The sequence below is a fragment of the Streptomyces sp. NPDC031497 genome, assembly GCF_055580905.1.
In genome coordinates, this window is record NZ_JBVIKO010000039.1 from 1 (window position 1) to 15,501 (window position 15,501).

11 protein-coding genes and 1 pseudogene are annotated in these 15,501 nt (G+C 70.7%); 3 read left to right on the forward strand and 9 right to left on the reverse strand.

Going from position 1 to position 15,501, the window contains the following annotated elements:
• On the forward strand, positions 1–303 hold a 303-nt coding region (locus ACZ5K7_RS44570), incomplete at its 5' end, for a hypothetical protein (RefSeq protein WP_468923575.1).
• A gap of 138 nt (positions 304–441) precedes the next feature.
• Here the strand turns inward: ACZ5K7_RS44570 and ACZ5K7_RS44575 are convergent.
• On the reverse strand, positions 442–1,449 hold the full coding sequence (locus ACZ5K7_RS44575; protein ID WP_468923578.1) for a stage II sporulation protein M: 1,008 nt from the start codon (positions 1,447–1,449) through the stop codon (positions 442–444).
• 130 nt (positions 1,450–1,579) lie between these two features.
• Between ACZ5K7_RS44575 and ACZ5K7_RS44580 the strand changes: the two genes are divergently transcribed.
• Complete coding sequence (locus tag ACZ5K7_RS44580; protein WP_468923581.1) at positions 1,580–2,599, forward strand: RDD family protein; 1,020 nt, start codon at positions 1,580–1,582, stop codon at positions 2,597–2,599.
• A gap of 19 nt (positions 2,600–2,618) precedes the next feature.
• Here the strand turns inward: ACZ5K7_RS44580 and ACZ5K7_RS44585 are convergent, their stop codons facing one another.
• Positions 2,619–3,236, reverse strand: a complete 618-nt coding sequence (locus ACZ5K7_RS44585) for a hypothetical protein (RefSeq protein WP_468923584.1) — start codon at positions 3,234–3,236, stop codon at positions 2,619–2,621.
• A 222-nt stretch (positions 3,237–3,458) separates the two neighbouring features.
• Positions 3,459–4,916, reverse strand: coding sequence for an adenosylhomocysteinase (ahcY, locus tag ACZ5K7_RS44590; RefSeq protein ID WP_351706340.1), 1,458 nt, complete (start codon positions 4,914–4,916; stop codon positions 3,459–3,461).
• Between the two features lie 470 nt (positions 4,917–5,386).
• Here ahcY and ACZ5K7_RS44595 point away from each other — a divergent pair.
• Positions 5,387–7,619: pseudogene (locus ACZ5K7_RS44595) on the forward strand (fructose-specific PTS transporter subunit EIIC).
• A gap of 277 nt (positions 7,620–7,896) precedes the next feature.
• Here ACZ5K7_RS44595 and ACZ5K7_RS44600 read toward each other — a convergent pair.
• From ACZ5K7_RS44600 to ACZ5K7_RS44625, 6 genes are all read right to left on the reverse strand, one after another.
• On the reverse strand, positions 7,897–8,877 hold the full coding sequence (locus tag ACZ5K7_RS44600; protein ID WP_468923588.1) for a cation diffusion facilitator family transporter: 981 nt from the start codon (positions 8,875–8,877) through the stop codon (positions 7,897–7,899).
• Between the two features lie 170 nt (positions 8,878–9,047).
• Positions 9,048–10,199, reverse strand: a complete 1,152-nt coding sequence (gene manA, locus ACZ5K7_RS44605) for a mannose-6-phosphate isomerase, class I (RefSeq protein ID WP_468923591.1) — start codon at positions 10,197–10,199, stop codon at positions 9,048–9,050.
• 277 nt (positions 10,200–10,476) lie between these two features.
• Entirely contained in the window at positions 10,477–11,604 is a 1,128-nt protein-coding gene (locus tag ACZ5K7_RS44610) for an SIS domain-containing protein (RefSeq protein WP_351706352.1), read from the reverse strand.
• A 61-nt stretch (positions 11,605–11,665) separates the two neighbouring features.
• Positions 11,666–11,836, reverse strand: a complete 171-nt coding sequence (locus ACZ5K7_RS44615) for a Trm112 family protein (protein WP_020940431.1) — start codon at positions 11,834–11,836, stop codon at positions 11,666–11,668.
• Positions 11,837–11,960: 124 nt separating this feature from the next.
• Positions 11,961–13,325: a phosphomannomutase/phosphoglucomutase gene (locus ACZ5K7_RS44620; protein ID WP_351706356.1), complete on the reverse strand. Its 1,365-nt coding sequence runs from the start codon at positions 13,323–13,325 to the stop codon at positions 11,961–11,963.
• 419 nt (positions 13,326–13,744) lie between these two features.
• Positions 13,745–15,361, reverse strand: a complete 1,617-nt coding sequence (locus ACZ5K7_RS44625) for an L-lactate permease (RefSeq protein ID WP_468923706.1) — start codon at positions 15,359–15,361, stop codon at positions 13,745–13,747.
• Positions 15,362–15,501 lie beyond the last annotated feature (140 nt).

The window sequence follows — 15,501 nt, forward strand, 5'->3', positions numbered from 1 at the left end:
GCGTTGACTTTTGGCACGCTGTTGAGTTCTCAAGGAACGGTCGCTTCCTTTGTACTCACCCTCTCGGGCTTTCCTCCGGGCTTCCCTTCGGTGTTTCCAACCTTACCAGATCCGTTTTCCGTTCCGTTTCCGGTCGGAATTCATTTCCGGTGGCCGCTGGAGGGCCTTTGCCTATTCAATCGCCTTCCGGCTCTCTTTCGGCGTTTCCAACTTTATCAGAAGTTCTTGGCCGGTCTGACCGGCCACTCATTTCTGAGTAAATCGGAGGTGGCTTCGATGTTCGGAGAGAAGTCTCCGTTATGAAGCAGATCGATTCTAACGATCAGCCCTGAACCTGTCCAGTTCTAGGCAACTGTTTGAATCTACCTCCCCGCCGGACCCGTGTCAACAGGTCTTCCGGGGCGAAGAGGACACTAGCAGCTCACGAGGGGTCTCCGCACATCAGGCGGCCATCGGCACGACGGCGCTGCGCTCGGTCTCCTCAAGGTCACCCGTCTCGCCGGCGCGGGCGGCGCGTCCGCCTAGAACGAAGACATAGGCGAGGAAGGCCAGCTCAGCGACGACTCCGATGCCGATGCGGGCCCAGGTAGGCAGGCCGGACGGGGTGACGAAGCCTTCGATGGCGCCGGAGACGAACAGGACCAGGGCCAGCCCGATCGCCATGCCTACGGCGGCGCGGCCCTCCTCCGCCAGGGCGGTACGGCGGCTGCGCGGGCCAGGGTCAATGAGGGTCCACCCGAGGCGGAGCCCCGTACCCGCGGCGACGAAGACCGCGGTGAGTTCGAGCAGCCCGTGCGGAAGGACCAGGCCCAGGAAGGCGTCGAGGCGGCCGGCCGAGGACATCAGGCCGAAGCCGACGCCCAGGTTGAGCATGTTCTCGAAGAGGATGTAGAGCACCGGGAGGCCGAGAAAGACCCCCAGGACCAGACACATCGCGGCGGCCTCGGCATTGTTCGTCCACACCTGGGCGGCGAACGAGGCCGCGGGATGGCTGGAGTAGTACGTCTCGTACTCACCACCAGGACGGGTCAGCTCACGGAGCTGGCTGGGGGCGGCGATGGTCGACTGCACGTCCGGGTGGGCGCCGATCCACCAGCCCAGAAGGATCGCGATGGCGGTGGATATGAGCGCGGTGGGTACCCACCAGTGACGGGACCGGTAGACGGCAGCCGGAAATCCCTGCCCCAGGAAGCGGACGACATCGCGCCAGGAGGCACTGCGGGCCCCGGTCACAGCGCTACGCGCGCGTGCCACGAGTTGGCTGAGCCGTCCGACGAGCTGTGGGTCGGGTGCGCTGGACTGGATCAGGGAGAGGTGCGTGGCGGTGCGCTGGTAGAGGGCGACGAGTTCGTCGGCTTCGGTTCCGTTGAGGCGCCGCTGGCGGCGGAGGAGCGCGTCGAGGCGGTCCCACTCGGCTCGGTGTGCGGAGACGAAGACGTCGAGGTCCATCGGGTCTGCCTGCTCCTCGGCTGGTCGCCGACTGCCTGTCGTAGCTGTCAGCTTGTCGTACTGCGGCGCGATGCGCTCTCAGCTTGGCAGACTTGCGCTGTACGGGGCAGACCAGGGGAAGGCGGCAGGCGTGAGTGAGCTGGTGACAGGTGAGGCGGTGGCGCTCGAACTGCGTCCCGCGAGGCTGCCCAGCAGGGCGCTGGCCATACTGCTGGACCTGGTCGTGGCCATGACCGTGTATATCGGTGTGTCCATAGGCCTGGTGGCGGCCACGGCCTCGCTGGACGAGGCCGCACAGGTCGCCCTGTCGCTCGCGGCCTTCCTGTTGCTGCTGGTGGGCGGGCCGATCGCGGTGGAGACGCTGAGCCATGGGCGCTCGCTGGGAAAGATGGCGTGCGGACTGCGTGTGGTGCGCGATGACGGCGGGCCCATCCGGTTCCGGCACGCGTTGGTGCGTGGTGCTCTCGGCGTGATCGAGATTCTGATGACGTTCGGGGTCGTCGCCTGTATCGCCTCACTGGTCTCGGCGCGCGGCCGGCGACTGGGGGACGTGTTCGCGGGGACTCTGGTCGTACGTGAGCGGGTGCCCGTCGGGCAGACCCGATTCATTCCGCCGCCTCCGCCCTGGCTGGCGGGACGTTTCGCCGAGCTGGATCTGTCGGCCGTTCCGGACGGGCTGTGGCTTGCCGTCCGGCAGTACCTGACGCGCATGCAGCAGCTCGATCCGCAGGTCTCCTGGGCGATGGCCGAGCAGCTCGCGGCCGACCTCGCGGCCCGGACGGGTACTCCGGCGCCGCAGGGCATTCCGCCGGCGGCGTATCTGGCGGCGGTGGCACAGGAGCGGCAGGCGCGGGAGGCGCGGCGGGCCTTCGTCGGCCGTGGCCCCTCGGAGTCCGGTGCGCCGGACGCGTACGGCCCGCCGCCGCCCGGTGCTCCCTATGGGCCGGGCGTGCCCCACGGCTACGCCCCGCCGGTGCCCCAGGGGCCCGCGCCTCTGTCGGCTCCATACGGGCCCGGGCCGACGGCGCCGGCCGGTACGTATCCCCCGCCCCCGCCGGTGGAGCAGCCCCCGGCTCCCGCACCCGCCGCTTCTCCGGCGACTTCTCCGGCGATCGAACGGCCCTCCACCGGATTCGTACCGCCGGCCTAGGCCGGAACCCGAAGCCCGGTCAGTCGGGGAAGACGGACGGCGGCGACCGCAGCTCCTCCAGCTCGATTCCAGGTGCCGCCAGGACGACGTCGCCGGCCAGGTGCACGGCGTGCTGCTCTCCCGTGTCCAGGGCTGTGACCTGGTATTCGTCCACGGTCAGAGGGCCACTGTCAGTGGCGTGTGCTTCGCTTCTCACCAAGGCCCAGGACTGGTCCACGGTGCGCGGGGCGAGGACCGGGTCCGTGAAGGCCACTAGGCGTACGCGGGTCGCGGCGGCGGAAGGGGTGAGGCGCAGGAGACGGGCGGTGGCGACCATAAACGCGGGGGACGTACCGGTGAAGGCGTGGGCGCGCACATGGCCTTCGGTGGCATGAGCGCCGGTGGGGTCCGTGCGGACCCAGGTGACGCCGTCGAGGGCGGCGCCGCGCACCCGCCAGCTCCCGGCGTGCAGTTCGAGGCGGATGGGGCGGCCGAGGTCGTCGAGGGCGAGATCGACCGAGCCGCCGTGGTCACCGGAGGGGGTGGTCACCTGGGAGACATAACGCCAGCCGGAGGGGCCGGGGGCGCATTGGAAGTGTTCTTCGCCGAGGGGGGTGTGATCGTGCGGATCGTGGAGCGAATAACGGCCGCGGGGCATGGGGGTCCTGGGTCTTAGCGGGCTGCCGGTCCGGTGCTCGGTCCTGCGGTACGGCTGCGGGGGCGGGCCGGCGTGCCAAAGGGGCAGGCCCCCGACACGGGGGTGCGGGGGCCTGCCTCGATGGACCGGAGCGTCTGCCTCCGGGAGAGCGCGTCAGTGCACTGGCGTGTTCTCCCGGAGGGCGGGCCGCGGACTCAGCCGAGGCACCTCAGCAGCGGTACCTCAGTAGCGGTAGTGGTCCGACTTGTACGGGCCCTCGACCTTCACGCCGATGTACGAGGCCTGCTCGGGGCGCAGCGTCGTGAGCTTCACGCCGAGCGCGTCCAGGTGCAGGCGGGCGACCTTCTCGTCGAGGTGCTTGGGCAGCGTGTAGACGCCGACCGGGTACTCGTCGGGCTTGGTGAACAGCTCGATCTGGGCCAGGGTCTGGTCCGCGAAGGAGTTGGACATCACGAACGACGGGTGACCGGTGGCGTTGCCCAGGTTCAGCAGGCGGCCCTCGGAGAGGACGATGATCACCTTGCCGTCGGCGAACTTCCAGGTGTGGACCTGCGGCTTGACCTCGTCCTTGACGATGCCGGGGATCTTGGCGAGGCCGGCCATGTCGATCTCGTTGTCGAAGTGACCGATGTTGCCGACGATGGCCTGGTGCTTCATCTTGGCCATGTCCGAGGCCATGATGATGTCCTTGTTGCCGGTCGTGGTGACGAAGATGTCGGCCTTGTCGATGACCTCGTCGAGGGTCGTGACCTGGTAGCCGTCCATCGCGGCCTGGAGGGCACAGATCGGGTCGATCTCGGTGACGATCACGCGGGCGCCCTGTCCGCGCAGGGACTCCGCGCAGCCCTTGCCCACGTCGCCGTAGCCGCAGACGACCGCGGTCTTGCCGCCGATCAGGACGTCGGTGGCGCGGTTGATGCCGTCGATCAGGGAGTGACGGCAGCCGTACTTGTTGTCGAACTTCGACTTGGTGACGGCGTCGTTGACGTTGATCGCCGGGAACAGGAGCTCGCCGTCACGCTGCATCTCGTACAGGCGGTGGACGCCGGTCGTGGTCTCCTCGGTGACTCCGCGGATCTCGGACGCCAGCTGGGTCCACTTCTGCGAGCCGTCCGTGATGGTGCGGTGCAGGAGTTCGAGGATGACGCGGTGTTCGTCGGACTCGGCGGTGTCGACGGACGGCACCTTGCCGTCCTTCTCGTACTCGACGCCCTTGTGGACGAGGAGGGTGGCGTCACCACCGTCGTCCAGGATCATGTTCGGGCCGCCGGTGGGGGTGTTCGGCCAGGTCAGCGCCTGCTCCGTGCACCACCAGTACTCCTCCAGCGTCTCGCCCTTCCAGGCGAAGACGGGGACGCCCTGCGGGTTGTCGGGCGTGCCGTTCGGGCCGACGGCGATGGCGGCGGCCGCGTGGTCCTGGGTGGAGAAGATGTTGCAGGACGCCCAGCGGACCTCGGCGCCGAGGGCGACCAGGGTCTCGATGAGGACGGCGGTCTGCACGGTCATGTGCAGGGAGCCGGTGACGCGGGCGCCGGCCAGCGGCTGCGCGTCGGCGTACTCCTTACGGATCGCCATCAGGCCGGGCATCTCGTGCTCGGCGAGGGTGATCTCCTTGCGGCCGAAGTCGGCCAGGGAGAGGTCGGCGACCTTGAAGTCCTGTCGGTTGTCGACAGTCGTCATTGCGAGCTGCTCCTCGGTATCGGGTCGAGGGTGGGTACGGCTGGTCTGCGCGGCGGCGGACACAGGGGTGCCCGACAAGAGGACACAGGCATGCCCGCGTACGCGCAGCGCAGTCCGTCGGAGGCCCTCTCTCCCTCGGTCGGTCCGCAGGGGGACCGCCCGACCGCCATCAGCAGCGACGTCTGGCTCCGTCCCAAGCTACACCGGTGGGGCGGGGCGTCCCCAGTCCGGATCCGAACAGTTCACGCCGTTCGAGGGCGCGAGCGCGGTCGGCGGGGTGGGATGTGAAGAGGTGATGAGGGTCTCCGCGAGGGGGCACACAGGAGCGACCAGAAGGGGATCAACCTGGACTTTCGCGCCTTTGAGTCGGGGTGGGGGTGTTGCAGGATGCAGGGAGATCGGGAGTTCCGATCGAGCGCGCGGAGCGTCCGGGACGGCGTTTCGTGTGACGAAGGCGTTAGGAGATCGACGTGACCAGTCCGGCCGGCCCTCCCCCCACGGGCAGCCACGGTGACGAGCCGAAGACGTTGAAGCTGCTGGCGGTGACCGCGTGCCCGACGGGTATCGCGCACACCTACATGGCAGCCGAGAAGCTCGCGCAGGCCGCTCAGAGCCGCGGTGTCGACATGAAGGTGGAGACGCAGGGTTCCATCGGGGCCGAGAATGTGCTTGATGACAACGATGTCAGAACTGCGGACGGTGTCATCGTCGCCGCCGACAAGGATGTGGATCTGAGCCGCTTCGTCGGTAAGCGGGTGCTCAAGGTCGGGGTGGCCGAGGGCATCCGCCATCCCCAGCAGTTGATCGAACGGGTTCGGTCGGCGCCCGTGCACCAGCCCGGGGGCTCTGCCGCGGATCCAGCCGCGGCATCTGACGCGGACTCGGCAGCGAGCGGCGGCAAGGAGCGGAGCGTCGCCTACAAGGCGCTGATGAACGGCGTCAGTTACATGATCCCGTTCGTCGTGGTCGGCGGGTTGCTGATAGCGATCTCACTCTCGCTGGGCGGGAACCCGGACCCCTCCGGCGGGCTCGTCATCCCGAAGGACTCCTTCTGGATGGACGTGAACAACGTCGGCGTCATCGGCTTCACGCTGATGGTGCCGATCCTCTCCGGGTACATCGCGTACGCCATCGGCGACCGGCCCGCGTTGGTGCCGGGCATGATCGGCGGCTGGATCGCCAACACCGGGTCGCTGTACGACTCGAAGGCGGGCGCGGGGTTCATCGGAGCGATCGTGACCGGGTTCCTGGCCGGGTATCTGGTGCTGTGGATCAAGAAGGTCAAGGTCCCGAACTTCGTCCAGCCGATCATGCCGATCATCGTGATCCCGATCGTGGCGACGACGGCGCTCGGGCTGTTCTTCATCTACGTGATCGGGAAGCCGATCGCCTGGGTCTTCGAGCATCTGACCAGCTGGCTGAGCGGGATGACGGGCACCAGCGCGATCCTGCTGGGCGCGATCCTGGGCCTGATGATCGCGTTCGACATGGGCGGGCCGGTCAACAAGACGGCGTTCCTCTTCGGCGCCGGGCTGATCGCGACCGGCAACCAGACGGTGATGGGCATGTGCGCGGCCGCGATCCCGGTCATGCCGCTGGGCCAGGGGCTGGCCACGCTGGTTCGGAAGCGGTTGTACGACGAGCAGGAGCGGGAGACCGGACTGGCCTCCCTCTTCATGGGCTGCTTCGGTATCTCGGAGGGCGCGATCCCGTTCGCCGCGGCGCGGCCCGCGCAGGTCATCCCGGCCAACATGCTGGGCGGCGCGGTCGCCGGTGCGATCGCCGGGCTGGCCGGGGGACGCGGTGCCGCACGGCGGGCCGATCGTGGCGGTGCTGGGCGCGGTGAGCGGCGTACCGATGTTCTTCGTGGCCGTGGTGATCGGGGCGGTGGTGACGGCGGTGACGACCGTGACACTGGTCGACCTGAGCGTGCGGAAGAAGGGCGGCGAGCCGGCGGAGGGTGCAGGCGCGCCGGTCGAGGTGCCGGAGTCCGTGCTGGTCAGGGCGGTGGCCGGTGGGGGTGCGTTGCCGGTGGCGGTCGGTGCGGGCGGTGCGCCCGATCGGGCGACGGTGACGTCGGGCGCAGCGGGGACCGCGACGGGGACGGCAAGGGCGGCGACCGCGGGCGCGGCCGGCCGGCCGACGGTCGCGAGCGTGATCGGCGGGCCGGGTGCGCCGGGTGTGGCGGGTGTGGCGGATGCGGCGGATGCGGCGGATGCGGCGGATATATCCGAACGCGACTCGGTCGAGGTTCTCTCCGGGTATCTGACCGAGCAGACCGTCAAGGTCCGGCTGGACTCGGACGGCAAGGAGGACGCGATCCGGGAGATGGCCGGGTTGCTGGCGGGCAGTGGCCGGGTCGCGGATGTCGCGGAGCTGGTGGCCACCGCGCTGCGGCGCGAGGAACAGGGGACGACCGGGCTCGGTGAGGAGATCGCGATCCCGCATGCCAAGACGGATGCGGTGACCGCGCCGGTCGTCGGGTTCGCGCGGTCGGCGGAGGGCGTCGAGTGGGGCTCGCCGGACGGTACGAAGGCACGGCTGGTCTTCATGATCGCCGTACCGGAGGCGGCCGCCGGTGACGAGCATCTGCGGATACTCGCGCTGCTGTCCCGGAAGTTGATGGACGCCGGGTTCCGGGCGCGGCTGCTGGCGGCACCGGACGAGCGGGCGGTGCTGGGCGTGCTGAGCGAGGTCGGATGACCGGATGACAGCGGGCCCGCTTCCCCGGCGGACGGGGGAGGCGGGCCCACGTTCCGCGTGCGCTGGGCCAGAGCCGGAATCTCCGCGTGCTCTGGGCCAGAGCCGGAATCTCCGCGTGCGCTGGGCCAGAGCCGGAATCCGAGCCAGAACCGGCGCCAGGGCCAGGGCCATTGGCGAGCTGGGTCTGAGCGGGCTCGTCGGCTACGGGCACCCGATGGCGACGGGCCCGCTCCCCTGTCTCAGGAGGCGGGCCCGTCGCTGTGTCGGTCCGGGGAGGTCAGTGGCCGGCGGGGTGGGGGGTCGGGCCGCCCGGGGTGGCCTCGGGGTCGGGGCCCTTGGCGGCCTCGGCCTCGCTGTAGATGTCGGGTTCGAGGTAGATCACGCGGGCGATGGGGACCGCGGTGCGGATGCGGGCTTCGGCGGCGTTGATGGCCTGGGCGACCTCGGCGGCCGTGTCGTCGTGCTTGACGGCGATCTTGGCGGCGACGAGCAGTTCCTCGGGGCCGAGGTGGAGCGTGCGCATGTGGATGATGCCGGTGACCGTGTCGCTGTCGACGATCGCGGCCTCGATCCTCTTGACCTCTTCGACACCGGCGGCCTCGCCGAGCAGGAGGGACTTGGTCTCGGCGGCGAGGACGAGGGCGATGAGGACGAGCAGGACACCGATGCAGACCGTGCCGATGCCGTCCCAGACGCCGTCGCCGGTGAGCAGGGCGAGGCCGACGCCGCCGAGGGCGAGGACCAGGCCGATGAGGGCGCCGAAGTCCTCGAGGAGGACGACCGGCAGCTCGGGTGCCTTGGCGCGGCGGATGAACTGCGACCAGGACAGCTTGCCCCGCAGTTCGTTGGACTCCTTGATGGCCGTACGGAAGGAGAAGCCCTCGGCGATGATCGCGAAGAGCAGGACGCCCACCGGCCAGTACCAGTGTTCGACCTCGTGGGGGTGGCTGATCTTCTCGTAGCCCTCGTAGATGGCGAACATGCCGCCGACCGAGAAGAGGACGATGGAGACCAGGAAGGCGTAGATGTACCGCTCCCGGCCGTAGCCGAAGGGGTGTTGCGGGGTAGCCTCGCGCTGGGCCTTCTTGCCGCCGATGAGCAGCAGGAACTGGTTGCCGGAGTCGGCGACCGAGTGCACGCCCTCGGCGAGCATCGACGAAGAGCCGCTGAACGCGAACGCCACGAACTTCGCTGCCGCGATCGCGAGGTTGGCGCCGAGTGCCGCCACGATCGCCCTGGTGCCGCCTGACGCGCTCATGTGTCCGCGATGTCCCTTCTCGCCGTCGTCCGTCTACGCCTTCCAGGCGTGCGCTCGTCTTTGCCCGTGCTTTGCCGGATGGGTCATTCTTGCAGCCCTGCCCGGGACCGGCTCGTCAGGTATCCACAATCCCGGTACGACAATCCAACCCATCTGGACCCATGGATCCCTCAGACGATCACCGTGGCACGGAAGACCGTGCCCGCGCCCGAGACCTCCGCCTTTTCGCCTGCGGGGACGAACACCGACCGGCCGGGGGTCAGGTCGTACTCGCCCGCCCGGACCGCACCGGCCGTGCAGAGCAGGATCTGCGGGGTCGGCAGGGTCAGGTCGTGGGCCGAGGTGCCCTCTGGCAGGACGTACCGGGAGAGCCGGAACTCGTCGATCGGCGTCTCGTACACCTCCTCGCCGTCGGGGGCGGCCTCCGGGCGCAGCACGCCGGCGTCGCGGGCCTCGAAGCGGACGACACGCAGGAGTTCGGGGACGTCGACGTGCTTGGGGGTCAGGCCGCAGCGCAGCACGTTGTCGGAGTTGGCCATGATCTCGACGCCGAGGCCGTTGAGGTAGGCGTGCGGGATGCCGGCACCGAGGAAGAGGGCCTCGCCGGGCTGGAGACGGACGTGGTTGAGGAGCATCGAGGCGATCACGCCAGGGTCGCCCGGGTAGTGGTGGGCGAGGTCGGCGTAGGGCGCGTGGTCGCCGCCGAGGCGGGTGCAAGCGGCGGTGGTCTCGGCGACCGTGCGGGCCATCTCCTCGCGGTCGGCGGTGAGGATCGCGGTGAGGACCTCGCGCAGGGCCGCTTCCTCGGGGTGGGCGCGCAGCAGGTCGACGTACGGCTTGAGGGAGTCGACGCCGAGGGCTTCGAGGAGTTCGGCGGCCTGTTCCGGGGCGCGGAAGCCACACAGGCCGTCGAACTCGGTGAGGGCGCAGATCAGTTCGGGCTTGTGGTTGGCGTCCTTGTAGTTGCGGTCCGGGGCGTCCACCGGGATCCCACGCCGCTCCTCGTCCTCGTAACCCTCCCGCGCCTGCTCCAGGTTGGGGTGCACCTGGAGGGAGAGCGGGGCGCCGGCGGCGAGGATCTTGAGCAGGAAGGGCAGCCGCGGGCCGAACTTGGCCACGGCGGCCTCGCCCAGCTCGGCCTTCGGGTTCGCGTCGATGACCTCGACGAGCGTGCCGCGCGTGGTGCGCGAAGGGGCGCCCGGGTGCGCTCCCATCCACATCTCCGCCTGCGGCTCGCCGCTCGGCTCGACCCCGAGCAGCTTCGGGATGGCGGTCGGGGAACCCCAGGCGTAGGGGCGGATGGTGTTGTCGAGGCGGTCCATGACTTCTCTCTGCCGGTTCTCTCTGCGTACGGGGCGATCAGCGAGCAGGGCCGTCGCGTAGGGGCGCGGGGCGCGTCGTACGACGCTGTACGACGATCCACGACCGGTCCACGACGGGTCCACGACCGCGTACGCCGGTGTACGAGCGCATACGCCGTGCGCGAGCGCGTACGCCGGTGCGCGGCGGCCGTGTTCACCGTGTGTTCCCCCACCGGTTTGCCTCCGGTACGGCCCTCAGGTCGTCCTTCGTACGGCGGGCCCGGTGTCGGTGTCCACCTCAGGCCCCCGAAGCGAGCGCCAGGTAAACGGCGGCGAAATCCGTGACGGCGATCAGTTCCGCGAGGGTCTCCAGCTCGTCGCCCTCCTCGGGCTCCAGCTCGCTGACCGGGGTGTCGTGACCGAGTGCGAGCTCGCGAGCGGCGGGCGCCGCGGTGAGGCCGCCCAGGGGGCGGTCGCGCAGCAGCACCACGTGCGCGTGCAGCGCGGGAGCCTCCTCCACGCGGTCGCGGAAGAAGTCGTCCGGGTCGGCGCTGGCGGCGAGCGGGCCGGCGAGCAGCGCGTGGTGGGCCGCCAGGGCCTCGGGGAGTTCGGCGGCCAGGGCGGGGCGGCCGGCCAGTTCGGCGAGGGCGGCGGCGAAGCGGCGGCCCGCGGGGCCGGCCGAGACGCCCTCCGTCCAGACCACCGGGAGCGCGTCGGCGAGGTCCGAGGCGAGGGTCTTGGCGGGGTTGCTGTAGGTCACGATGGCCGGGCCGCAGCGCTCGGCGACCCGGTCGAGGCGGTCGGCGACCTTCTCCAGATCCTCCGGCGGGGCGGTGACGAGGCCAATGCGGTCGAGAAGCACCAACAGCGGGGTGAGCAGCGCCCACAGGACGCCCGGGGAGGAGCCTGCGAGCGGCTCGCCCTGGTCGTACGGGGCCGTCGCCATCGGCACGAACATGCCGTGGGCGCCGGCCACCGCCTCGGCGAGCGGGGTCTGGGCGGGGGCCACGGCCGCGACCGAGCAGCCGCGCCGGTAGGCCTGGTCGGCGAGGAGGGACAGGCTGGGTTCGGTGCCGTCCGGGGTGGCGATCAGCAGCAGGTCGACGGAGCCGGCCCAGCCGGGCAGCTCCCAGCGCAGGGCGCCGGCGGCCGGCGCGACGCCGGAGGGGGCCAGCCGGATGACGGGGCTGCCGGGGCCGGCCAGCGAGCCGAGGAGGTCGGCCGCGTGGGTGGCGGCGACGCCCGGGCCCGCGATCAGCACGGCGCGCGGGCGGCCGTCCGGCTTCAGCTCCTGGACACCTGCCTCGATGGCATGCCGGGCCGCGGTACGGACGCGGGCGCCGGCCTCGGCCGCGCCGCGCAGCAGACCTCGGCGGTCGGCCTCGGCGAGGCCCTCCGGGGTGTCGAGCAGCGATTCGTCGAGCATGGGAGCGGCCTCCGGTTGCCGGGGTCCTGATGCGGGGCGGTTGTGGTCGCGGTGGTGCTGCTTACGCGGGGCGGCGGGCCTCGTCGACGAGGAGGACGGGGATGCCGTCACGGACGGGGTACGCCAGGCCGCAGTCCTGGCCGGTGCAGATCAGCTCGGCGTCCTGCTCCTTGAGGGGAGCGTGGCAGGCCGGGCAGGCGAGGATCTCCAGAAGGCCGGCTTCGAGCGGCATGGGGCTTCCCTTCGGGGATTCGAGGTTTCGGAGTGTCGGGGAGTGGGATGTTCGCGTGCGGTCAGATTACCGCCGCAGGGGTGGGCGGGGCCGTTTACCGCCGCCGGGGTGGGCGGGGCCGATCTCAGCTCCTGATGATCGCCAGTACCTCGTCCCGTACCTTCGTCATCGTCGCCTCGTCCCTGGCCTCCGCGTTCAGGCGCAGCAGTGGTTCCGTGTTGGACGGGCGGACGTTGAACCACCAGTCGGCGGCGGTGACGGTCAGCCCGTCCAGGTCGTCCAGGGTGGTGTCGTCGCGGTCCCCGTAGGCGGCGCGGATGTCCGCGAGGCTGGCCTGCTGGTCGGCGACCGTGGAGTTGATCTCGCCGGAGCCGACATATCGGTCGTACTGGGCGACGAGGGAGGACAGCGGGCCGGTCTGGCCGCCGAGGGCGGCGAGGACGTGCAGGGCGGCCAGCATGCCCGTGTCCGCGTTCCAGAAGTCCTTGAAGTAGTAGTGGGCCGAGTGCTCGCCGCCGAAGATCGCGCCGGCCCTCGCCATCTCGGCCTTGATGAACGAGTGGCCGACGCGGGTGCGGACCGGGGTGCCGCCGTTCTCCCGGACCACCTCCGGGACGGTCCAGGACGTGATCAGGTTGTGGATGACCGTGCCCTTGCCGCCGTTCCGGGCGAGTTCGCGGGCGGCGACGAGGGCGGTGATCGCCGACGGGGAGACCGGCTCGCCACGCTCGTCCACGACGAAGCAGCGGTCGGCGTCGCCGTCGAAGGCCAGGCCGAGGTCGGCCGACTCCTCGCGGACGCGCTGCTGGAGGTCCACGATGTTGGCGGGGTCGAGCGGGTTGGCCTCGTGGTTCGGGAAGGTGCCGTCCAGCTCGAAGTACATCGGGACCAGGGTCAGGGGCAGGCCCTCGAAGACGGTCGGGACCGTGTGGCCGCCCATGCCGTTGCCCGCGTCGACCACGACCTTCAGCGGGCGGATGGAGGTCAGGTCCACGAGCGAGCGCAGATGGGCCGCGTAATCCGTCAACGTCTCGCGCGAGGTGATGGTTCCGGGCGTGGCGGCCGGCTCCGGGGCGCCCTCCTGCGACCAGCGCTCCGCCAGCTCCCGGATCTCCGTCAGGCCCGTGTCCTGACCCACCGGAGCGGCGCCCGCGCGGCACATCTTGATGCCGTTGTACTGCGCCGGGTTGTGCGAGGCCGTGAACATCGCGCCGGGCAGGCCGAGCGCGCCCGAGGCGTAGTACAGCTGGTCGGTCGAGCAGAGGCCGATCTCGGTGACGTCGACGCCGCGGGCCGCCGCGCCGCGCGCGAAGGCGCGGGACAGGCCGGGCGAGGAGGGCCGCATGTCGTGGCCGACGACGATCGCGGCGGCGCCGGTCACCTGTACGAACGCGGCGCCGAACAGCTCTGCGAGCGCCTCGTCCCACTGGTCCGGAACCACCCCGCGCACGTCGTACGCCTTGACGATCTGCGACAGATCAGCAACCACGGGCCAACCCTCCTGAAGTCCTATCGGTCGCCCCAAACTACCTGCCCCGGGTGAGGCGCGGACGCGGGATCCGCCAGCGGGATCCCCGACGGACTCCCGGCGCGGACTCCCGGCGGCCTCCCAGCGCTCTCCCGGCCGTGATCTGCGGCGATCTACGCCGATCCGATGCGATCCCACTCGGTCCTGCGATCCACCACGGTCAGACCCGGCCAGTCCCGCACAGCCGGTCACCCCCAGCCGGTCCGCACTGCCGGTCACGCACTACCGGTGATGCGCAGCCGGTCACGCACTACCGACCATGCGCAGGCCGCCCCACACAGCCCGTCCGCGCACCCCGCCCCCACACAACCAGACCCGCACAGCCGCCCCACACAACCAGACCCGCGCAGCCCGTCCGCGCACCCCCCTCCCACAGCCCGTCACGGCAGCATCCACCCCAGCACCGGCGAGCTCTGCCCCGCCACGATCAGGCACATCACCAGCAGCAGCCCGAGGCTCCACGGGAGCACCCTGCGCAGCAGGTCCCCCTCCCGCCCCTCCAGGCCGACCGCCGCGCAGGCGATCGTGAGGTTCTGCGGGGAGATCATCTTGCCGAGCACGCCGCCGGAGCTGTTGGCGGCCGCCAGGAGTTCCGGCGAGAGTCCCGACTCGTGCGCGGCGCTCACCTGAAGGGCGCCGAAGAGCGCGTTGGCCGAGGTGTCGGAGCCGGAGACCGCGACGCCGAACCAGCCGAGGACCGGCGACAGGAAGGCGAGGCCCGCACCGGCCGCCGCCACGAACTGGCCGATGGTGGCCGCCTGTCCGGAGAGGTTCATGACGTAGGCGAGGGCGAGGACGGATGTCACGGTGAGGATCGCGAACCTCAACTCCCGTACCGTCGCCGCCCACTCCGCGACCGCCACGCGCGCGTGCACGCGAAGGACGGCCGCCGTGGCGACGCCGGCGAGCAGGACGAGGGTGCCGCCGGTCGACACCACCGGCCAGGTGAAGAGATTCCCGCCGACCGGTTGGCCGTTCGGGCCGACGACGTCCAGGAAGGGCCAGTCGTAGACCTGGTTCGCCTGTGCCAGCCAGTCCTTGACGGGCGGGATCTGGGCGACGGAGAAGACGACGACGATGAGGGCGTACGGGGCGTAGGCGCGCAGGACTTCGGGGCGCGGGTCGGGTTCGTCGAGGTCCGCGCTGCGGGCGCCGGTGAGCACGGCCGCACGCACCTCCTCGGCGGCGGGCACGCGCGCGTGCGGTACGGCGACCAGGGCGGCCGCGCCGGCCAGCGCGGCGCAGATGTCCGCGAGTTGGGCGGAGACGTAGTTGGAGGCGGCGAACTGGGCGGCGGCGAAGGCGGTTCCGCATGCCAGGGCGGGCACCCAGGTCTCGCGGAGTCCACGTGTGCCGTCGACGAGGCCGACCAGTACCAAGGGCACCACCAGGGCCAGCAGCGGGGTCTGACGGCCCACCACGGAGGCCACCGAGTCCAGTGGCACTCCGGTGACCTGGGCGAGTGTGACCACGGGCGTGCCCATGGCGCCGAAGGCGACCGGGGCGGTGTTGGCGACCAGGGCGAGCACGGCCGCGCGTACCGGGTCGAAGCCGAGGGCGACGAGCATGACCGAGCAGATCGCGACCGGTGCGCCGAATCCGGCCAGCGCCTCCAGGAGGGCGCCGAAACAGAAGGCGATCACCAGGGCCTGGATGCGCGGGTCGTCGGAGAGTCGCCCGAACGAGCGGCGCAGGATGTCGAAGTGCCGGGTGCGGACCGTCATCCGGTACACCCACAGGGCGTTGACGACGATCCACAGGATGGGGAACAGACCGAACGCGGCGCCCTGAGCGGCGCTGGAGAGCGTCTGGCCGAGCGGCATGCCGTAGGCGAGGCGGGCGACGAGTACGGCCGCCACAAGGCCCGTCAGGGCCGCGAGGTGGGCCTTCACCCGGACACCGCCGAGCAGGATCAGGACGATCACCAGGGGCAGGGCGGCCACCAGGGCGGACAGGCCCAGGGAGCCGGCGAGGGGTTCCAGTTCCTGGACGTACACGGGCGCCTCCCCGGATTCCGACATGCGGAAAGCGATTTCCCGCCGGTCATCCGGAATGGTCGTGTCCGCGACAACGACACGTCAATGGGTGTGCGGCAACGAACAGGACGGCAGGGGAAGGACCGAAGGGGTACGTCCAG

Bases quoted from the DNA above. Each gene is read 5' to 3' on its own strand.
- ACZ5K7_RS44575 (WP_468923578.1), bottom strand. From the start codon at position 1,449: ATGGACCTCGACGTCTTCGTCTCCGCACACCGAGCCGAGTGGGACCGC.
- ACZ5K7_RS44585 (WP_468923584.1), bottom strand. From the start codon at position 3,236: ATGCCCCGCGGCCGTTATTCGCTCCACGATCCGCACGATCACACCCCC.
- ahcY (WP_351706340.1), bottom strand. From the start codon at position 4,916: ATGACGACTGTCGACAACCGACAGGACTTCAAGGTCGCCGACCTCTCC.
- ACZ5K7_RS44600 (WP_468923588.1), bottom strand. From the start codon at position 8,877: ATGAGCGCGTCAGGCGGCACCAGGGCGATCGTGGCGGCACTCGGCGCC.
- manA (WP_468923591.1), bottom strand. From the start codon at position 10,199: ATGGACCGCCTCGACAACACCATCCGCCCCTACGCCTGGGGTTCCCCG.
- ACZ5K7_RS44610 (WP_351706352.1), bottom strand. From the start codon at position 11,604: ATGCTCGACGAATCGCTGCTCGACACCCCGGAGGGCCTCGCCGAGGCC.
- ACZ5K7_RS44615 (WP_020940431.1), bottom strand. From the start codon at position 11,836: ATGCCGCTCGAAGCCGGCCTTCTGGAGATCCTCGCCTGCCCGGCCTGC.